The following is a 15,615-nucleotide window of genomic DNA, read 5'->3' on the forward strand; positions in this document are numbered from 1 at the left end:
AATGATTTCAGGGCTTTTTTTATTGGCATGCCTTTTTTACTTTGGACTATGAAAAAGATTTATGTCTTGTTGATTTTAGCCATGTTTTCCAGTATGAACTCATATGCCCAAAGTGGCATAGTCAAAAAGGAAATCACCTTGATGACCTATAATATCTACCATGGAGAAGATCCATATCATCCCGGAATGGGTAATATCAGGGAAATCGCAGACCTGATCAATATCATTAAACCTGACTTGGTTGCCCTTCAGGAAGTGGACAGCATGACAAGCCGTACCAAAAATTATAACCCGGAAGGAAAGATGGATGTTATGCTCGAATTGGGAAAATTGACAGCAATGACACCGTTTTTTGCCAAGGCAATTGACTTTTCAGAAGGGGGGTATGGAGAAGGAATTCTGAGTAGACTTCCTGTCACTTTTCATGCCTATTCTTTGCCAACTCCAAATGGAGGGGAGGGAAGGAGTCTCGCTGTGGCTAGTGTAGATTTTGGAAATGGAAAAGCAATCACTTTTGCCGGAACCCACTTATGCCATGAATTTGCTGAAAACAGGACTGCGCAGTCAGTCGCAATCAAAAATATCCTTTCAGGATTCGAGGGTGCAAAGGTATTGACAGGGGATTTTAATTTTACTTCGGAGGAAACAGGATATTCAGTCCTTTCAGAAGATTTCTTAGATGCAGCATTGAAACAGGGTAATCCTCAAAACACCTATTCCTCCAAAGACCCAAAAATCAGGATCGATTACTTTTGGTTAGAAAAAGAAACGGATTGGGAAATTATTTCCGTGGAGGTTTTGGATGTAGAATATTCCGACCACAAACCGGTGTTGGTAAAAGTTAGGTTACTGAATTAAGTTTTCAAATTGGATTTTCTCCAAATTTTTCCAAAACCTGATTCAAAAGTTTCTTTGTAAAGAACCTGTTTGACTCCATCCAATATTTAAATATTGGAGAAAGTTCTTCAACAAGTCCTTTTTCTTTCGCTTTTAAAATTATTCCGATTGATCCAATACAGGTGATTCCTAATGATTCTGCTATTTTTCGTGCTTTAAAATCATCAATTAGTAAAAAATCTGCATTTAATTCACCAACAAGGATTACTGCCTCCGATTCTCCATAATCCATTATCAATGATAAATGGTTTTTGGTTGAAATTGGAAAGATGTGGCTTTTTAGACTGCTTAAGATTCTTTTGTCAAAATCTGGATTTTCATAGCTCGACAATTCGTTCCAGACCGCTTCAGGGATAAAGTAGTCCCCAAAAATCAATTCGAGAAGATGAATTTTGTTGATTAAACCTAATGAGATCAAAACCCCTGTATCCACAATAGCTTTTGCCATTCATCAAAGATTCTTGATATTTTGGATATCGTTAATGACCTGTTCAAATTCAATTTCTGAATCAAGGACCTGGATTTTCTGAATTTCTTTTTCAAACTCAAATCGGGAAAGTCCTGAAATCTGAATTGCCTTACCTTTTGTTATTTTCTGGTCTTTATATAGAGAAATCGCAATCGCAAGTTGGAAATCCGATTTCAATTCCTCACTTGTTTTGTTCAATGCAATAAGAAGTTCAGAAGGGATTTCTACGGGGATGGTTATCGTTTTCATTTTTAAATCTTTTGATTAAATATACGTAGTTTATCAGAAAATGCTCTAAAACTTATCAATTACAAATCCTTCCTCTTTAACCTGAATTCTTCCGTGCTTTTTTTACCTTCATTGGTCATTGCCAATCTGATCATCAGTTCATCACCCGCTCGGTGAAAAGTTATCCCGCTGAAGTAAGCCGTTTGGCCCTCGGTTTTGATAAATTTAAAAACTGTCCAATCCTCTTTTTCTTCCCAAGCGGTGAGGTCTCTGTTGAAGTGTTTGATTTTGAGTGAAAGTCTGCCGTCTTCTTCTATCATATGCATGTATTCGGAGAAAATCAGTTCCCCCTCCATGATAAACCGGAAAGTTCCAATCATGCTGTTGTCCATAGGCGGCAACCAAAGTTCTTCGCAGTCACCACCCAAGCCCGTTCCTATCCAATATCCAGCCAACCAATCTAGTTCTTGAATTGATCCGTTTCCCGCGGGTTGTGCCTGATCGAGATGTAAGACTTCTTGGGCATTTCCCTTGATCGAAAAGAGAAAAACCAACAGAAGGAGAAGCACTGATTTATTTGTCATGATCCACGGATTTTTTATTCCAATCTATTAAATATTTGTCTATTTTCCAGTTCAGTTTGTGCTTCTAAATCCAAAAATAATATGATCTATCAAAGACAAAATCCGGTTATTGCCGCTTTCATTCTTTTTTCATTGTTCTTTTTCCCAAGCTGCGGCACATCCCAAACAGAGGCTGAAAAAGAAGGAGAATGGATCCAACTTTTCAACGGCAGGGATTTAGATGATTGGACGATCAAAATCGCCAAACATGACCTCAACGAAAACTTTGCCAATACTTTCCGGGTAGAAGACAGTCTTATGAAAGTCAGGTACGACGGATACGAAACCTTTGACCAGCAATATGGCCATATCTATTTCAATACCCCTTTTTCTCATTATTTGCTCAATGTGGAATACCGTTTTGTCGGTGAACAGGCAACAGGTGGTGAAGGATGGGCATTGAGGAATTCCGGAGCGATGCTCCACTGTCAGGACCCAAAAACGATTCTAAAAGACCAGGATTTTCCGATTTCAATAGAAGGACAGTTTTTAGGCGGTGATGGTACCAATCCAAGGACCACGAGCAACCTTTGTACTCCCGGTACAAACGTGTATATGGATGGGGAATTATTCACCCCACATTGTGTCAATTCAAGCTCCAAAACCTACCATGGAGAGCAATGGGTGACTGCACAGTTTTTGGTGTTGGGAGATTCTGTGGTGTACCATATTTTGGAAGGGGATACTGTTTTGAAATACTTCAATCCGGAAATCGGCGGAGGAAATGTCAGTCCATCAGATCCTGCTGTCAAAGTGGACGGAACTCCCCTGAAGTCGGGATATATTGCCCTTCAAAGTGAAAGCCATCCGATAGATTTCAGAAAAGTGGCGTTTTTTGACCTTGAAAGCTACAAGGGAAATAAAGAAAAACTGAAAAATATCCTTGCCGGCCTGGCAAGGAAAGAATAGTCCCAAAAGAGTTTAGAAAAACAAAAAAGTCAGCGAATCCGCTGACTTTTTTGTTGACTTGGAATTTAAATAGGTCACAACATTATTGGCAAAATAAGGATAAGTAAAATCCTTAGCAGCAGAAAGTAATGTCCGCTACATCCGACATCCGTCATCGGTCAAAATTTCTCTTTATACCGAAATTTCAATCTTACTTCAGATTTTTCTTAAAGAAATCAATAGTCCTTCCCCAAGCCAAATCGGCTGCTGCCTTGTCATATCTTGGAGTGGAATGGTTGTGAAAGCCATGGTTCACTCCCGGATACATGTGCATTTCGTATTTCTTTTTATTGGCATTCAGCGCTTCTTCATAAGCCGGCCAACCTTCATTGACCCTTGTATCCAATTCCGCAAAATGGATCTGTAACGGGGCTTTGATCGTAGGCACGTCTGCGGCGGTTGGTTGTCCTCCATAGAAAGGAACAGCTGCTTTTAGGTCGGAGATTCTGGAAGCCATCATGTTGGAAATCCAGCCCCCAAAGCAAAATCCAACTACGCCGACTTTGCCGGTACAGAGATCATGCTCCTTCAAAAATTCATAGCCTGCAATAAAATCCTGCAACATCTCTTCCCTGTCACGCTTGGCCTGCATGGTCCTGCCCTCATCGTCTGTGCCGGGATAGCCGCCAAACGGCGTCAAAGCATCCGGGGCAAAAGCAATAAAACCATCCAAAGCTGCCTGATGTGCTGTGTCTTCAATGTAGGGATTCAATCCTCTGTTTTCGTGGACCACGATTACACCCGGGAGTTTTCCCTTTTTGTCAGCAGGCCTTGTCAGCAGACCTTTCATTTTGCCGGCGCCTTTTGGAGAATCATACTCCACATATTCTGATATTAGGCGTGGGTCATCTTGGGTAAATCTCTTGGCTTCAGCATAATTGGGTAATAAAAATCCCAAAATCGCTGATACCGTCAAGCCTCCAACAGCAAATACAGAGAGGCGGTTGACAAATTCTCTTCTGTCGATTTTACCATGTACATAGTAGTCATACATGTCAAAAATTTCTTGGCTTAAATCTTCTTTTTTGATTGGTTCCATTTGGTTCAATTCGGATTGAGGTAAAAACAAGGATTAAAATATTACCATAAGTTAGACATAAACTTGGTAACCTTTAGAACTTTGGAGAGAAGAAAAGTTTAAACCGCTCGTGTAAATACATAGGATCATTTAATTCTTGGAACAAAAAAACAGGCGGATGGCGAGGCTTCTTACAGTTTCGCTGACTGCATTGGCCTTGCCCTCCGGCGACAAGTATTGTGGTTTTGGTAGAGATTATTGGTTCACAATAGAAATATTGCCTGAAGTGATACTTCCCCGGATTTCCGAGTTTGCTCCATTATCGATATTCAGATTTCTTCCGCCTCTGGAATTTCCGACAGTGATGTTACCTGAAGTGGCGCTCAGATTGTAGTTGAAATTGCGAAGATTGGATGGCGTCTGGATTTTAAAATTCCCTGAAGTTCCGCTGAATCTAGTTTCTGTTCCCAATCCTGCATTGGTGGCAGAGACATTACCTGATGTCACTTTCAAATTACCCAACTCCGATACATTTTCAAGTTTTGCGTTACCAGAGGTGAGACTTACGTTGACGATACCTTCCGCACCCTCTACACTGATTCCACCGCTGCCTGAGGAGTAGTTGATGTTGCCCTTGATATCCTCCATATTGGCTGAACCTGAGCCGACCTGACCTTTGACATTTCCTTGAATGCCGTACATTTTGATAGACCCTGAACCGGCATTTGCCGATACATCGCCACGGATATCTTTGGCAGAAACACTTCCCGAGCCTACGGACAGGTTGGTTGTTTCTGAAGAGACATTTTCTACATAAATTGATCCTGAGCCTCCTTTCATGTCAAGGCTTATGCCGACCGGTCCGGTAATTTTGATATGACCTTTGGTTTTGTTGTTCCAATTGTTGCTGTTAATGACCTTATGGGAGATTTTCAAGACATCCCCGAGGGTAACAAAAACTATGTCTTGATCAGCGTTGGTTGACTCCAAAAATGCATTGACAGAAACATCGGTTTGTGAACCTCCGATGTATTCCACTTCTAACTGACCTCCCGAAACTTCAATTTTATTGATTCCGGAAAAGGATTTGGTGACATCTACGAGCGTTTTGACCTGTGCAAAAACCGGAGAAATGGCTGCCATAGAAAAGATAAAAAGCAGCAGGGTTGATAATTTTAAGTTTGTTTTCATAGTAGGTTTTGTTTTATAGGATGAAGCCAAAGCTCAATGTGTTCAGCTTAGGTCCTTTGTTTTCTTGGAATGTTTCATTTAAATCATAATTGAAATAGAGTGTTACATCCGCCACACAAATCTCGGCCCTCAAGCCATATCGGAAATCAGTGGCAAACATATTGCCCATCTGAAATTCTTTGACTCTGTTGCCTTGAGGATCGCGGTAGACAAATTTACCTCTACCTCCAAGCCTATAACCTGCATAAGGACCAACTCCGAAGCTGAAATTTCCATTGGTGGTCTGCACGGTCGGAATCAAGGCCAGGTTGGCATAGGAAGCCGAAATTTTCGATTTTGTCCCTGTATCTGAGGGATGTTCCTCAAAAACCAAACCACCGTTGCTTCTTAAGGCCTGCAGGTTTCTGTCCTCAAATTTGAAATTATACCAGCTGACGCCAATGGTGGATTTCAGTTTGAAGTTTTTGCTCGGTTTGTAGGTATATTGATAATTGATCGCAGGATTCCAACTTCCCCAAGGTTTGACTGCAGGAGCGGAATCATCACCAATCCAGGTATTGATACCGATATCCAAGGTCAGGCCGTTGCTTGATTTGTTATTTTTGGAATAGTACTCCTTATACTTGTCATCTTTGGAATTGAATTCCCAGGTTTTGGTGCCATCAGCATTTTTGTAGACAATGACATCGGTATTGAAAAGAGTAAAGTTGGTGGTATTTGCCGTGTCTTTTTTGACTGAATCTGCTTCTTGGGCAAAGCCCAGAGAAGTCAGCAACAGCAATGGAATCAAAATCAGTGTGGTCGTTTTCATTGGCTTAGTATTCGAAAAAAGGGATTAGAATATAATTCCGAAGGTGATTGGATTCAGTTCAGGGCCTTTACCGTCTTGGAACATCCGGTTGAGATCGTAGGTAGTAAAGAAATTGACCCTGCCGAATCCTACTTCTCCACGGATACCGTAGCGGAAGTTGTTTAGGAATATTCCGGTATTCAGGTGTTCCTTTCTACGTCCACCACCCTCGAGCGGCCGGAAGACATATTTGCTGGTACCTCCCAATCTGTATCCTGCGTAAGGACCAACTGCAAACCTAAGACCTCTTCTTCCCTGATCGGTCATTCTTCCAAAGTCTATTTTGAAAAGACCCATTGTAGTCAGGTAGGAGGCAGAGATTTTACTTTTGAATCCTGCGACATCATTCCTTTGTAAAAACTCTAGGGAATTTTCACCTCTTACAGCTTGGAAGTCAGTATTTTCAAACTTGAAATTGTACCACTGCACACCCATCCCAAGGTCAAAGCGGAATCCTTTGCTGATCTTTTGGCTCGCAAAGAAATTCAACCCCACATTCCAGCTTCCCCAACCCCTTACAGAATAAGGTTGACTTGTGCCGGGAAAATTTCCATTGTTGTCAATGTAATTGTTGAGACCTAGATCCAGTCCAAAATAAGTCCTTAAAGGAGGATCACTTTTTTTCTTCACCCCGGTTTCAATTTTGACTTTGGTATTAGGACTTGTTTCATCTACCAATATCCGGATGCCTGCGACAGACACTTCGGTTTTGTTCCAGTCTTCAGTTACTTTGACGATTTCCCGTGTTCCCTTTTGACCTGAAATTTCCACGACTACAAGTTCTCCTGTCTTTTCATCGATTTTAAGATCAAGTTCGGAGATGATCTGATTGATATTCATTTTTTTGAGCCTTTCAAAATCATCTTTGTTGTCAATGACAAGGACGATTTTTCCCGAAGTTCCAAATTCCACGATGATGGTGTCTTTTGGAGCCAAAAACTCCCTTTCCGTAATCCCGAAGGCAAACTGCACAAGTCCGAGAAAGCAAAATAATAACAGGTATTTTTTCATGATGGTCTATATTTTCAATTTTGGTGGGTTACTTTCTTTCTTTTTTGGAGGTATTGTTGCTCACAAATAGGTTGTCTTTTGCATCCTGCAGGTCTGCAAAACCCTGTTCTACTTTGCTGAGTAACCCTCCGATTTTATCTACTTTGTTTTCAATTCCGGCAATGAATCCCTGCTTCTCGGGCTCCTCTTTGATTCCGTTTGACTTGATGGTGATCTTGTAAGTCATCACTTCCTCTTCTTTTTCAAGGTCGTTTTGGGCAATGGCTTCGTTGATATCAAGGTCAGGAATGATGATTTCTGGCGTATCAAAAGTGGCTTCATCTATCCTTTCCTCAGGTTGTGTCACTTCAGCCAACAATTCCTTTGGTTTTTCTGTCTGCATTGATTTTGGAACAATTGCTTTTTTCAGAGGAGTTTGCGCATGTTTTGTTTCTTGTTTGGTTTGCTCTTCAGGCACCACCGTGGATTCTTCCAAAGATTTTGATAGTGCTGCTTCCGTTTCCTCTGTGATTTCAGCATTGGAATCGTCCTTTTCGGTAGTGACCTCTGCTGTCATCGGCATGTTGGCTTCAGATTCCCGGTTGAACTGCCATACCACATATCCTACAGCGAGGAAAAGCAACAAGGTGGCTGCGATGCCCATCAAAGGAAACCAAATCCCTTTTTCTTTTTGGGGCAACTGCCTTTCAAGTTTTTCCCATGCGAGTTGGGAAGGTTTATCTTCATGCTTGGCCAGCCTTTCTTTGAAGTACTGGTCGAAGTTTTTATCTGTATTAGCCATTGATTCTCCTTTCTTTGATTTGTTGATCGGCTATTTTTTGTTTCAATGTATTTCTTGCCCTGTTGAGTTGGGACTTAGATGTTGATTCTGTGATACCGAGAAGGTCAGCGATTTCGGCATGGCTGTACCCTTCGATGGCGTAGAGGTTGAATACCGTCCTGTATCCCACAGGCAAATCCTGTATCAGGTCCATGAGTTCTGCCGTCTCCAAGTGGTTGAGTTCATAGGGAGAATCAGCCGTTTCAAGGTGACTTTCCATATTCACTTCCATACTCAGGTTGCGGTTGTTGCGAAGGGTGAGTAAAGATTGGGTGACGACGATCCGCTTCATCCAGCCTTCGAAACTGCCCTTGGCTTCATATCGAGGTAATTTTTCAAAGATCTTCATAAAGCCTTCAATCATGACATCCTCTGCGAGGTCGCGGTCCTTGACGTACCTCAGACAGATCGCAAAAAACTTTTTGGAGTAGGACTCATACAAATGCTGCTGGGCTTTTCGCTCACCCTTGAGGCAACCTTTGATGATGTCCGTCTCTGTGGTAAAAGTTTTTCTAAATAACATTACTGTTGGCTTTCAAATAGGTAGATACAGGTTGGTAAAAATAGGTTGCACGGGAATGTGAAAAAAGGTTAATTTTTTTTTGGTTATCGGCTTCTTTGCCATTAACTCAATATTATTCTATAAGCAGGACGGAAGACGGAAGTCGGAAGTACCGGACATTTCAGCCTCATGCCAAAAATTACATTGAACTTCCACTTTACCGTCATCATGGCGTACTTACATAAATAATTTTAAGAAAATGTAAATTCTGTCCTGTTGGATATTTACTGACTAGTAAATGATCTTGATAATCAATCGGTAAAGGGGTAAAAATCCTGCTTAATAAAATTTGCTGAATAATTATTGTAGTTATTATCCACATCAATTTTAATTTTCTTTTGGCTTGTTACCAAAAATTGGTACTTTTAAGAAAGATTATATTTATGAGAAATAATACTTCTGTTTCACTAGGGGACTATTTTGAGAATTTTGTGGAGACAAAAATCAATGAAGGCCGCTTCAAAAATGCAAGTGAAGTGATTCGGGCAGGATTACGTTTATTGGAGGAGGAGGAAAATAAAAGCTTGGCTTTGAAAAAAGCCATTCAAGTTGGAATTGATAGTGGCATTGCCAAAGACTTTGATGCCAAACTTCATCTCGAATCCTTAAAAGAGAGAAAAAAGTAAATGGGCATATATTATTTATTAAACAAAGCTGTTGAGGATTTGTCAGAAATTTGGGAATATACCTTTGATGTTTGGTCTGAAGATCAGGCAGATAAATATTACGAATTTTTACTGAGTACCTGCCAAGAACTTGCGCTCAATCCAGAAAAAGGAAAATCATACTATAAAATCCGCCAAAATTTACTTGGATTCTTAGCAAATAGGCATGTTATATTCTATATAGTCAAATCCGAAATGGAAATTGAAATCATAAGAATTCTTCATGAAAAGATGGATTTGAAAAATAGGATAAATGATTAACCCATGGGAAAAAGACTTGAACATATTACTCCTGAGTTGGCTGACTTTATCCAACAACAAAAAATATTTTTTGTCGGTACGGCAGCCGAGGAAGGAAGGGTAAATATTTCTCCCAAAGGAACAGACACCTTCAGGGTGTTGGGAGAAAACAAAATCGTATGGCTCAACCTCACCGGAAGTGGTAATGAAACTGCCGCCCATCTCCTCAAAAATAACCGGATGACCATCATGTTTTGTGCCTTTGAAGGCAAGCCGATGATCCTGAGGTTGTATGGTACAGCTCAGATTTTTCACAATAGGGATGAAAAATTCCAAGAATATTTCCGGCTTTTCGAGGACTTTACCGGTGCTAGACAAATCATCGAAATGGATGTTGACCTCGTGCAGACTTCCTGTGGATTTGCGGTTCCCTTTATGGATTTTAAAGAAGAAAGAACAATTCTCACTAACTGGGCAGACAAACAGGGCGAAGAGGGCATCAAGAAATATTGGGCAGAAAAAAATGTAAGAAGTATCGATGGCTTTGAAACCAAAATCTTTGATGAATAAGTCCGCCATTTTTCAAACCTCCGCCTAGTTCAAGTCTTCAGACTTGGACCCCAACCTAATTCAAGTCCCCGCCTAGTTCAAGTCCCCGCCTAGTTCAAGTCCCCGCCTAGTTCAAGTCTTCAGACTTGGACTCTCTCCATACTCCCTTAGTTCAAGTCTTCAGACTTGGACTTATAACTACTCAGGCCGGTTCAAGTCCTCCCTTAGTTCAAGCCTTCAGACTTGGACTTATAACTACTCAGGCCGGTTCAAGTCTCCATACTTGGACTTTTGATGCTAGTGCAAGTCTTCAGACTTGGACTCTCTCCATATCTGATACTTAATTATGCCAGTAGATAAGATCTCTATTTTAATTCTTGTCTGCGGACTGAAATGCCCGGTGCATCCCTGCCCGACGACAGGCGGGGGTCTTCGGTCTTATGTCCTGACTGAAGAAGAATTTAGGGTCACTGGCAAAAAAGCCGATAATTGAATACATAATTTCCCCCATTTTTTAAATTTCCATCTCTCTTTTCTTATCTTGATTGCCTCTACTCAAACCTGCCTTTATGGGAATCAATGACATCATCATCTACATCATGTTGCTTTTTATGGTGTTGGGCGCTTTGGATAAAATTTTTGGTAACAAGTACGGTCTAGGCGAAAAGTTCGACGAAGGATTTATGGCCATGGGACCGCTCAGCATTGCGATGTTGGGGATCATTTCGATTGCTCCGGCTCTCGCAGATGTGTTGGGCAAAGTGGTCGTTCCGGTGTATTCTTTTTTGGGTGCCGATCCCGCCATGTTTGCCACAACGCTCCTCGCCAACGACATGGGTGGCTATCCGCTTGCGATGGCAATGGCGCAGACCGAGGAAGCAGGATTATTTGCCGGGCTGATATTGGGTGCCATGATGGGACCGACGATCGTCTTTACCATTCCTGTTGCTTTGGGAATTCTCCAAAAGGAAGACCAACACTATTTTGCCTCCGGCATCATGATCGGCATGGTCACGATTCCATTGGGATGTCTGGTGGGCGGTTTGACGGCAGGGTTTTCATTGGGTATGATATTGGCCAATCTTGTCCCAATCGTAATTTTTTCCCTTCTGATTGCCGCAGGAATGTATTTTGCCCCGACTATGATGATCCGTCTTTTTGACTATTTCGGGAAAGGGCTGATGGTATTCATCACGATTTGCACGGTATTGATTGTGGTAGAGACCTTGGCCGGAATCGTGATTGTCCCCGGAATGACTCCCATTTGGGAAGGGATCAAAATCGTAGGTTCCATCGCCATTGTCCTGATAGGGGCATTTCCGATGGTGGCTTTTTTGACCAAAGTTTTCGAAAAACCGCTTTTGAAAGTAGGGCAAAGTCTCGGAATGAATACGGCTGGAGCAGCTGGTATGATCGCCACTTTGGCTAATGCCATTCCCATGCTGAATATCCTCAAAGACATGAATCCCAAAGCCAAAATCCTCAATACCGCCTTTGCTGTCAGTGCTGCTTTTGTATTGGGCGATCACCTCGGATTTACCGCAGGAGTGCAGCGTGAAATGATATTTCCCGTGATCATGGGAAAAATGACCGGAGGAATCACCGCAGTACTCCTCGCTTTGGTATTGAGTAATAGACTGATCAAAAACCACAACTGAAAATGGAAACCAATTCTTTATTGTCTCTTTTTGCCCAAGCCAATGCCTTCAAGGAAGGGGACTTGTTGGTCGGGGGAACCCAAGACGAACTCATCCGGGGAAGGGCCCGAGGCCGTATATCCGACCTCAGCATCGCCCAGATCGCTGATACTGATTTTGTCGAAGACAGGCTTACAGAAACTCTCGCCAAAAGTCTCAACAGAAAGGCTTTGAAAGAAATCTCCCATTTGAGGATATCTGAATTAAAGGCCATTCTCCTGTCAGAAAAAGGTCCTGATTGGGTCAAAATCTACGCAACCGGACTTCCAAGTGAAGCCATTGCCGCAGTGGTCAAGGTCATGTCAGATTCGGAATTGTCGCAGGTCGCACGCAGTATTTTCAATCCAATGCCCTCAACCCTTGGAGTTTTTGGAGCGGCTATAGGTTCGGCGAGGCACTTTGGCAGCCGCATCCAACCAAACAGCCCCGGGGATGAGGAGGATGAGATTTTGTTTTCTACCCTTGAGGGACTTTGTTACGGTTGTGGGGATGTGATCATCGGTCTCAACCCCGCAAGCGATGACCTGGAGACGATCGTCCGAACAGAAAAACTCCTCCAAAACATCATAGAAAGGCTCCAACTCCCCACGCGCTTTTGTGTCCTTTCGGATATGGTCAAGCAAAGATCTGCCATGGCCCATACCAAAGTTGATGTGGGATTCCAAAGCCTGGCAGGCACTTCCAAAGGTTTGGAAGGTATGTTGGGCTGTGATGTGGATGAATTGTTGGACTTGTGCAGGTATTTTGAGGGATTGTACTTTGAGACGGGACAAGGTTCGGAAGTTACTAACGGTGCCGCCCAAGGTGTGGATATGGTTACATTGGAGGCGAGATGTTATGGCCTTGCCCGGTATATCAAACAGGAAACCGGCAAATGGATGATTGTCAATGACGTGGCAGGATTTATTGGACCGGAGGTTTTCAGCACCGGCGCTCAACTCCGACGCGCTTGCCTCGAGGATACTGTTATGGCCAAACTCCATGGCTTGGTGATGGGATTGGATGTGTGTTCGACTTTCCACATGGGCATCCATCCTGCCGAATTGCAGCAACTCACCACCGAAATTGTGCAACTTGCATCCCCGGCGTACCTGATGGCAGTGGCGGGAAAAGCAGATCCCATGCTCGGCTACCTTACCACTTCTTATCGGGAGCATCCAAGGTTGAGGAAGTCTTCAGGCAAAATGGTTTCTTCAGCTTTTCAAAAGCGTATGGTTGAAATTGGTGCGTTGACTGAAGAAGGGAACACAGATCCGACTGCAGACCGCATCGCAAAGCTTTATTTCCAATACACCAAAGCCGGAGGTGATAAAAGAAACACCGAAGACCTGGAACTTGAAGCCAAAAAGAAAATCAAGAACCTGCAGGAAAAAGGATGTGACTTGGGTTATGGAGTAAGCAACCAAAATGAAGATCCTGATTTTGTAACCAAGCGCCTGGATGGACTTTTCTCCCATGCGAGGAAAGCGCTTTTTGCAGGGCTTGATGCTGCTGTGATCCGGGACTGTTGCGAATCTCCAGTCTATGTCCATACCGAGTCCAAAGACCGGGAAGATTACCTTGCCCATCCGGGAAGCGGGGAAAAGATCAGTAAAGAAAGCACACAGGAACTGATGAAATTGGCCAAAGGATTGGGTAATACTTCGAAAATCCAATTTGTCATTTCCGATGGATTGAATGCCAATGCAGTCAGCGAACACCTCCGTCAGGTACTTCCTGCGCTGAAGAAATCACTTTATGGAACACATTTCACCTATTGTCGGCATGACATCATCGTCCGCAATGGCAGGGTAAGGGCAGGCTACCATATCGGTCAAATCCTGCAACCTGAACTGATTGTACACCTGATCGGGGAGCGTCCCGGTACCGGACTTAACCAACTTTCGGCCTACATCACCTACGGCACAAGCCCGGAAGGTTTTTCGATTTTTGATCCGGATATGGACCATAGCCTGACCACCGCCGTCTGCGGCATCCACCCCCAAGGCAAATCCCCACAATCCGCCGCCCAAGAAATCCTCCGCATCATTGCCAAAGCCATAGAAAAGAGAGGGACAGGGGTGAGGTTGGGAAAGGTGTAATATTGAAAAATGAAAAATTCTGAATGATGAATGAGAACCAAGGAAAAGTCTAATTGGCAGGTTGGATTCATAAAAAAATTCTTTTAGTTTTATAGGAGATCTTTCCACAATATTGTGGAAAGCACGCTATTTTGGAATGCTTTCCGCTATAATGGAAGAAAGCGAAACGTTGGACTCAATTCTAAAATGGCAAAGCAGAATCCTTGGATAATCGGAATATTAGGTTTTGGAGTTTTTCTATACCTAGCATGGAATAATTTTGAAATACCATTTGCTCCATGGACAAAAACGGCAGAGGCCAAAGCAGTTATTACAGAAAATGTACTCGGGTATGGTTCGAAAGGAATGGGATATACTCAAATCATAACGATATCCTATCAGGTTGATGACTCTGTTTATGTTCAGAAGAAAAAACTTTCTCAGAGAATCGATAAAAAGGAAATTGGATCGAAGGTCTTAATAGAATATGCTGTCAAAGATCCAGGCAATTTTGAAATCAAAGGTTTTTTGAAACAATGAACTAAAATTTTTATCAAAATACTTTATCTTCCTATATGGAATCAGTTGACTTTATTTCTGAAATTGTAGTTTTCAAACCATCCCAAGGGAATAATGAATTTGAAATCATTTTGGATGGGGAGCAAGATACGGTTTGGGTCACCGAACAGCAGCTTGTTGAGTTATTTGGTAAAGCTAGAAGGACGATTGGTGAGCACATCCGAAACATTTACAAAGAGGGGGAATGGGAAAAAGAGTCAACTTGGCGGAATTTCCGCCAAGTTCAAAAAGAAGGGGAAAGAAAAGTAAAAAGGGTGGTTTCAGCTTACAATTTGGATGTTGTGATCTCAGTAGGATACCGTGTGAAATCACCTGTTGGGATTGAATTCAGAAAATGGGCAACCCAAAGACTCAAAGATTACTTGGTTAAAGGTTATGCCATCAATAGCGAATTATTGAGCAAGCAAGGTCAAAAAATAATTCAGCTAGAAAACCAACTTGATATTTTAAGGGAAAGAACTTTTGAGTCACAAAGAGTATTGACTGAAGGATTTTTGGATATTATTTCAAAGTATTCCAAATCTTTTGAATTGCTCAATAGGTATGATTCAGAAGATCTTCAGCTCGATAACCTTTCAAAAGAAATCATTTACGTCATCAACTATGATGATGTCAAGAAGGCCATTCACCAATTAAAGAGGGAATTGATTCAGAAAGGAGAAGCGGGAGAGCTTTTCGGGAACGAGAAAGATGATTCATTTCGAGGGATATTGGGAAGTATCTCCCAAACAGTGTTTGGAGAATTGGCATATCCAACTATTGAAGAACAGGCTGCACAATTGTTATATTCTGTCATCAAGGGTCATGCCTTCAGCGATGGAAACAAGAGAATAGGTTCATTTCTATTTGTATGGTTCTTAGAGCAGAACAATTATCATTTGGATGAAAGAGGAATAAGAAAAATAAATGAAAATACCTTGGTAGCATTGGCATTGGCAGTAGCACAAAGTTCACCTGAGCAAAGGGATTTGATGATTAAACTGATAGTAAACCTAATAAAGAACTGAGTCCAACATCACCTTAGAAGACAGCGGGCGGTTCAGAGTAAATTGAAAGTTTATTATCTTTAATAAGTTACTAGTAGTTTGGAAGCGAACGGCTCCAAATGCCCGCCGTCTCCAAGCTGAATCACGTTGAATTGAATTGTAAGAAAACGCGCGGTGCGGGGTCAGGAAAAGAAAAGTCAATGGAAATCTTTGCAGGAGGCA

General features: G+C 42.1%; 19 protein-coding genes. 10 read left to right on the top strand and 9 right to left on the bottom strand.

Going from position 1 to position 15,615, the window contains the following annotated elements:
- Window positions 1-48 precede the first annotated feature (48 nt).
- A complete protein-coding gene (locus tag MMU07_RS07505) occupies window positions 49-858 on the top strand; it encodes an endonuclease/exonuclease/phosphatase family protein (protein ID WP_241125236.1) in 810 nt (269 codons plus the stop codon).
- A 4-nt stretch (window positions 859-862) separates the two neighbouring features.
- On the opposite strand, the gene MMU07_RS07510 is transcribed toward MMU07_RS07505, so the two are convergent.
- Genes MMU07_RS07510 through MMU07_RS07520 form a run of 3 tightly spaced genes read right to left on the bottom strand, consistent with a single transcriptional unit; the run spans window position 863 to window position 2,178 of the window.
- Complete coding sequence (locus tag MMU07_RS07510; RefSeq protein ID WP_241125237.1) at window positions 863-1,345, bottom strand: PIN domain-containing protein; 483 nt, start codon at window positions 1,343-1,345, stop codon at window positions 863-865.
- A gap of 3 nt (window positions 1,346-1,348) precedes the next feature.
- Window positions 1,349-1,615: a UPF0175 family protein gene (locus tag MMU07_RS07515; protein WP_241125238.1), complete on the bottom strand. Its 267-nt coding sequence runs from the start codon at window positions 1,613-1,615 to the stop codon at window positions 1,349-1,351.
- 59 nt (window positions 1,616-1,674) lie between these two features.
- On the bottom strand, window positions 1,675-2,178 hold the full coding sequence (locus MMU07_RS07520; protein ID WP_241125239.1) for a DUF6265 family protein: 504 nt from the start codon (window positions 2,176-2,178) through the stop codon (window positions 1,675-1,677).
- 81 nt (window positions 2,179-2,259) lie between these two features.
- Here MMU07_RS07520 and MMU07_RS07525 point away from each other — a divergent pair, with 81 nt between their 5' ends.
- Window positions 2,260-3,126, top strand: a complete 867-nt coding sequence (locus MMU07_RS07525; protein ID WP_241125240.1) for a 3-keto-disaccharide hydrolase — start codon at window positions 2,260-2,262, stop codon at window positions 3,124-3,126.
- Window positions 3,127-3,316: 190 nt separating this feature from the next.
- Here MMU07_RS07525 and MMU07_RS07530 read toward each other — a convergent pair whose 3' ends face one another.
- The 6 genes from MMU07_RS07530 to MMU07_RS07555 form a co-directional block, all read right to left on the bottom strand.
- Window positions 3,317-4,204, bottom strand: a complete 888-nt coding sequence (locus tag MMU07_RS07530) for a dienelactone hydrolase family protein (protein ID WP_241125241.1) — start codon at window positions 4,202-4,204, stop codon at window positions 3,317-3,319.
- A gap of 234 nt (window positions 4,205-4,438) precedes the next feature.
- Entirely contained in the window at window positions 4,439-5,374 is a 936-nt protein-coding gene (locus tag MMU07_RS07535) for a DUF4097 domain-containing protein (protein WP_241125242.1), read from the bottom strand.
- A 13-nt stretch (window positions 5,375-5,387) separates the two neighbouring features.
- Entirely contained in the window at window positions 5,388-6,185 is a 798-nt protein-coding gene (locus tag MMU07_RS07540) for a hypothetical protein (protein ID WP_241125243.1), read from the bottom strand.
- A 24-nt stretch (window positions 6,186-6,209) separates the two neighbouring features.
- The gene (locus MMU07_RS07545) at window positions 6,210-7,235 is read right to left on the bottom strand and encodes an outer membrane beta-barrel protein (RefSeq protein ID WP_241125244.1); all 1,026 of its coding nucleotides are present in this window, start codon (window positions 7,233-7,235) and stop codon (window positions 6,210-6,212) included.
- 28 nt (window positions 7,236-7,263) lie between these two features.
- Window positions 7,264-8,016 (bottom strand): hypothetical protein, encoded by a 753-nt coding sequence (locus tag MMU07_RS07550; RefSeq protein WP_241125245.1) that lies wholly within the window; start codon window positions 8,014-8,016, stop codon window positions 7,264-7,266.
- Window positions 8,009-8,578 carry an RNA polymerase sigma factor gene (locus MMU07_RS07555; RefSeq protein ID WP_241125246.1) on the bottom strand — a complete coding sequence of 190 codons (570 nt, stop codon included), beginning with the start codon at window positions 8,576-8,578 and terminating at the stop codon, window positions 8,009-8,011. The genes MMU07_RS07550 and MMU07_RS07555 overlap by 8 nt, the downstream gene beginning before the upstream one ends.
- 422 nt (window positions 8,579-9,000) lie before the next feature.
- On the opposite strand from MMU07_RS07555, the gene MMU07_RS07560 reads away from it, so the two are divergent.
- The 8 genes from MMU07_RS07560 to rhuM all read left to right on the top strand — a co-directional run bounded on the left by MMU07_RS07560 (window position 9,001) and on the right by rhuM (window position 15,414).
- The gene (locus MMU07_RS07560; protein ID WP_241125247.1) at window positions 9,001-9,243 is read left to right on the top strand and encodes a type II toxin-antitoxin system ParD family antitoxin; all 243 of its coding nucleotides are present in this window, start codon (window positions 9,001-9,003) and stop codon (window positions 9,241-9,243) included.
- Window positions 9,244-9,543, top strand: coding sequence for a type II toxin-antitoxin system RelE/ParE family toxin (locus tag MMU07_RS07565; protein ID WP_241125248.1), 300 nt, complete (start codon window positions 9,244-9,246; stop codon window positions 9,541-9,543). It abuts the gene before it with no gap.
- Window positions 9,544-9,546: 3 nt separating this feature from the next.
- Window positions 9,547-10,092: a pyridoxamine 5'-phosphate oxidase family protein gene (locus tag MMU07_RS07570; protein ID WP_241125249.1), complete on the top strand. Its 546-nt coding sequence runs from the start codon at window positions 9,547-9,549 to the stop codon at window positions 10,090-10,092.
- Window positions 10,093-10,417: 325 nt separating this feature from the next.
- On the top strand, window positions 10,418-10,564 hold the full coding sequence (locus MMU07_RS07575) for a hypothetical protein (RefSeq protein ID WP_241125250.1): 147 nt from the start codon (window positions 10,418-10,420) through the stop codon (window positions 10,562-10,564).
- Between the two features lie 76 nt (window positions 10,565-10,640).
- Window positions 10,641-11,729, top strand: coding sequence for an ethanolamine utilization protein EutH (gene eutH, locus MMU07_RS07580; RefSeq protein WP_241125251.1), 1,089 nt, complete (start codon window positions 10,641-10,643; stop codon window positions 11,727-11,729).
- Window positions 11,730-11,731: 2 nt separating this feature from the next.
- Entirely contained in the window at window positions 11,732-13,849 is a 2,118-nt protein-coding gene (gene eutB, locus MMU07_RS07585; protein ID WP_241125252.1) for an ethanolamine ammonia-lyase subunit EutB, read from the top strand.
- 186 nt (window positions 13,850-14,035) lie between these two features.
- The gene (locus MMU07_RS07590; protein ID WP_241125253.1) at window positions 14,036-14,368 is read left to right on the top strand and encodes a hypothetical protein; all 333 of its coding nucleotides are present in this window, start codon (window positions 14,036-14,038) and stop codon (window positions 14,366-14,368) included.
- 35 nt (window positions 14,369-14,403) lie between these two features.
- The gene (gene rhuM / locus MMU07_RS07595) at window positions 14,404-15,414 is read left to right on the top strand and encodes a virulence protein RhuM/Fic/DOC family protein (RefSeq protein WP_241125254.1); all 1,011 of its coding nucleotides are present in this window, start codon (window positions 14,404-14,406) and stop codon (window positions 15,412-15,414) included.
- Window positions 15,415-15,615: the final 201 nt, after the last annotated feature.

This window comes from Cognataquiflexum nitidum, assembly GCF_022538055.1.
In the GTDB taxonomy this organism is placed as follows: domain Bacteria; phylum Bacteroidota; class Bacteroidia; order Cytophagales; family Cyclobacteriaceae; genus Cognataquiflexum; species Cognataquiflexum nitidum.